At 38.7% G+C, this 3602-nt stretch carries 6 protein-coding genes; all 6 read right to left on the bottom strand.

Annotation, left to right across the window (positions count from 1 at the left end):
- Positions 1–950, bottom strand: a 950-nt coding sequence (locus JHC35_RS06990) for a PDDEXK nuclease domain-containing protein (protein ID WP_295043427.1), incomplete at its 3' end; no start/stop codon positions are given.
- An 81-nt stretch (positions 951–1031) separates the two neighbouring features.
- Entirely contained in the window at positions 1032–1424 is a 393-nt protein-coding gene (locus tag JHC35_RS06995; protein WP_295043430.1) for a hypothetical protein, read from the bottom strand.
- Between the two features lies 1 nt (position 1425).
- On the bottom strand, positions 1426–1872 hold the full coding sequence (locus tag JHC35_RS07000) for an HD domain-containing protein (RefSeq protein ID WP_295043432.1): 447 nt from the start codon (positions 1870–1872) through the stop codon (positions 1426–1428).
- Complete coding sequence (locus tag JHC35_RS07005; RefSeq protein ID WP_295043435.1) at positions 1869–2309, bottom strand: hypothetical protein; 441 nt, start codon at positions 2307–2309, stop codon at positions 1869–1871. The genes JHC35_RS07000 and JHC35_RS07005 overlap by 4 nt, the downstream gene beginning before the upstream one ends.
- Before the next feature lie 29 nt (positions 2310–2338).
- Positions 2339–3073, bottom strand: coding sequence for an N-formylglutamate amidohydrolase (locus JHC35_RS07010; RefSeq protein ID WP_295043438.1), 735 nt, complete (start codon positions 3071–3073; stop codon positions 2339–2341).
- 9 nt (positions 3074–3082) lie between these two features.
- On the bottom strand, positions 3083–3505 hold the full coding sequence (locus JHC35_RS07015) for a hypothetical protein (RefSeq protein ID WP_295043441.1): 423 nt from the start codon (positions 3503–3505) through the stop codon (positions 3083–3085).
- Positions 3506–3602: the final 97 nt, after the last annotated feature.

Consider the following 3602-nt stretch of genomic DNA (forward strand, 5'->3'; position numbering starts at 1 on the left):
GTTGGTAGATACGGTAAATATTTAGCGGTAAAAAGCTGTTGACTGTCCGTAAGGACGGAGTATTTCACTACCGCTTCACTTTTTTGGCTGCACAAAATAAGCCCGATGGTAGGATTGTCATCTGAACCTTTGCGTTGCTGATCGTACATGCGTACATACGTGTCCATCTGTCCGACATCTTGATGGTTAAGTTTACCCAGTTTGAGATCAATGAGGAGAAAACATTTGAGTTTGAAATTGTAAAATACCAAATCAATATAAAAATCTTGATCTTCAGTACGTATGCGTTGCTGACGCTCAACAAAGGCAAAACCCTTGCCAAGTTCGAGCAAAAAGTGTTGTAAGTTATCGATAAGCCCTTGCTCCAAATCACTCTCTAGTACACGGTTTGAAGGAAGATTTAAAAAGTCTAGGACATAAGGGTCACGCAAATACTCTTTTGGATTTTGTCGCAAAAGAGCTGTTTGTTCTTCTGCTTCAAAAATTACAGGCGTTGTGTCTTGACTCGATAGCAATCGCTCATAATATAGAACACCGATTTGTCTCTCCAGCGCTCTTGCACTCCAGTGATGTTCGATGGCAGTTTGCATATACCACTCTCTGGCTTGTGGGTTTTCAATACGGATCAAGAGGCGGTAATGTGTCCAGCTTAATTCGGTACGCACTGCGTTCCATTTTGGAAGGACTAAATAAAATGAGCGCATATTGCGAAGATTTCGTTCATCAAATCCCTTGCCAAATTCTTCAGTTAGTTGTAGTGAGAGCTGTTTAAGCTGCTGTTTTCCGTATTGAGCACGCGTTTGTCCATTTTGCTCCTCTTCGACTATGAGACGACCAATCTCCCAGTAACTTTGTACCATTGTGCTGTTGATGGTGTTATAAACAGTACTTCTGGTATGAGTAATAACATCACGAATGTCATCAAGAAGTTTATGGGCAAGCTCAATCACACTGCAACTCCCATAATTTCTGTGTCCAACACGATAATTTTCATAATGTCTCTCTTTGTATTGATTTTAATATAATTTCACTTAAATAGAGCAATTTTCAAACCACTTCTTCACTGTAGCATAGGCTTCTTCGCTAGTTTCTGTGCTCGAGTAAAAGTCTGTATCCAATACCTCATATTCATCTGCAAAAGGAATAGCTGTTATCTCAGGAAGTTCTATTTCGATCAGGCCCCCATTCTTATCATTATGGAGGATGACTACAGTATCATCGAAAAATCGAATCATCTCTTTTCCTCCAAAGGCACCATCTCCCTCGGGTGGTATTAATCCAAAGGTGTAGCATTGTCCACATTGGCATTTATTCCCGATATGGTAATCCTTCAGTGCGTCCATCCAAAAATCGACACTTTCTCCTTTGATACCAGCGGCTGCGTAAGCGATGAAAGCATAGGTTTTTGGGAAATTGACAAGCATATTATTTCCCTGCATCATCGATCATGAGAAAAAGCTTCAAATCCTCTCGTAATTCGGGTGATAGCTTATCCCATCTTTTTTGGATACGATTTAGTCTCGCAGTTTTCCCCCTCTTCTCACAAAGGTGCATATCACGCACAAGGTAGTGATAGCGAATCACATCTTTTGTCCAATCAGAGAGAAAAAACCAACGTTTAACAATGTGCCAACTGAGCTCTTCATGGTTAGTAAAACTATAGGTTCCATCCAGCTTATCACCATCGTCTTGATAGGCACTGTATGGTTTACCTACATCATGAAATAAAGCAGGGATAATAAAGCGGTAGTGTTTCATTCTAACAGCACTGTAGGCGACTTTCAATGTGTGACCGAGCACACTATGCTGGTGATGTTTGTTTTGTTTTAGGAATAGTGTTATTAAAAATGGTTTACTAAAAATTGTGTTCATTTGTCTCCTCCAATTATAGGCAATAGAGAGGTAATATCTTTACCTCCAACCGATAAAGAAGCATGCCCTTCAGCTAAAAAAGATTCACCAATAACATTTCCATTCGTATCGAAAACTATTGCAGGACTATCGGCTTTATAGCGAAAATAATACCGCTTAATCTCTCCCCATATTGTAAGCTTTCCCTTATTTTCAACATAGTGGGCACGAACTATTTGAGAAACTTCATTCATCTGTTCATGAAATGATTTATTGACAAGATCTTCAAGTTTTCGAATATAACGTAACTTTTCTAGCATAGCCAATACAAAAATTGGCGTTCCAGGGGCATCAGATCTTTTAAAATCAGTATCTACAAAAATATGAATCGCTTTTGCTTCTATTTGCTCAGGGGTTAGGTCGTCATGTTTTTGTGTTGCAAGGTCTTTAAATGCCATTTCAACTCCTTTTGGTTGAAAAAATAATACTAGACTATATGGACATAATCTGTCTTAAAAGCACTAATAATTTTTAATAGTTCAGCAATAATAGCTTTTATCGTCTCAAACTCTCTATTTTTCTGTATCTGATCATCAAGGTAGAGTCGTTTATTCACTTCGATCATTACCGATATGACAGCTTGATCTTTATGATAATATTCCAGCGGAACAATCGTTCCGGCAAAGGGTTCGTTGACCGTCACGCAATAACCGCAATCATTCAAATATTTAACCAATTGCTCAACAAGCTCAAGCGGCGTATGAAACGAGTCTGACCCAATGCAAAAATCAGGGCGCATAGTATTGTCAACATGAGGAAGCTGCTCATCGTTAAAACTGTGGCAATCTACGATTACCGCTTTGCCATGCTTAGAAAGCTCTTCTGTAACCGCTTCATACAAAGCTCGATGATGAGGGCGATAATAACCCTCAACAATCTCTTTTTTTATATCAGTAGTAACCTCACGTAATATATTTTGATGATGATCGCGTTCATATACTATCCCCATTCCAAAACGTTCTTCCATCTCTTCACCCGTCTCAAATCGCTCAACATCACATACAATTCGGCTAATAGGAGAAACAACACAATGCGCAGCTTGATAATCAAACAACTCATCGGTATAATGGTCGGTTAATATACGTATTGCTTCATCAGGATCACCTATCCATCGAGTATTGTAATGTTCAGGTATGAAAGTCGAACTGTGTGGTATATGCAAAATCATTGTTTAGCACGGTACGGAAAAGTTAAAATTTACAAAAGTGTATTTGTCCATCCGCTTCACGTTCCTTCTAGGGTCTTCTATCACTATAATCTTCTCAATCAATAATCCTAGTTCCTGATCGGACAAATGTTCAACTGCTTCATTATGGAAAATCAAACTTTCACCCAGTATTCCATCCCATACCCACGATTCGTAGCGTGCTTCAATACCTTCAATTTTCACATTGGTCATATTTATGATTCTTGTATCTTCCTCTACACTAACATCAGAAAATCCAGACAACTCATGTTCAAATATAGTCGTTTCTATCGGCGCCCCATTAGTGTAGTGAATACTGGTAATAACCCGCCCTATTCTGCTTTGAAAAATGATTTTGTAGAATTCACGTGAGTGTTGATATTTTTCAATATCATCTATCTCATCCATATCTATCCTGTGTACGATTTCCTTAGAATATCTATTGTAAAAGCGTATTTCACCTGCTAACATGGTATCACTTCCTTTCCATCATCTGTGAGAGTTG

The organism is Sulfuricurvum sp., assembly GCF_022759005.1.
Classification (GTDB): Bacteria; Campylobacterota; Campylobacteria; order Campylobacterales; family Sulfurimonadaceae; genus Sulfuricurvum.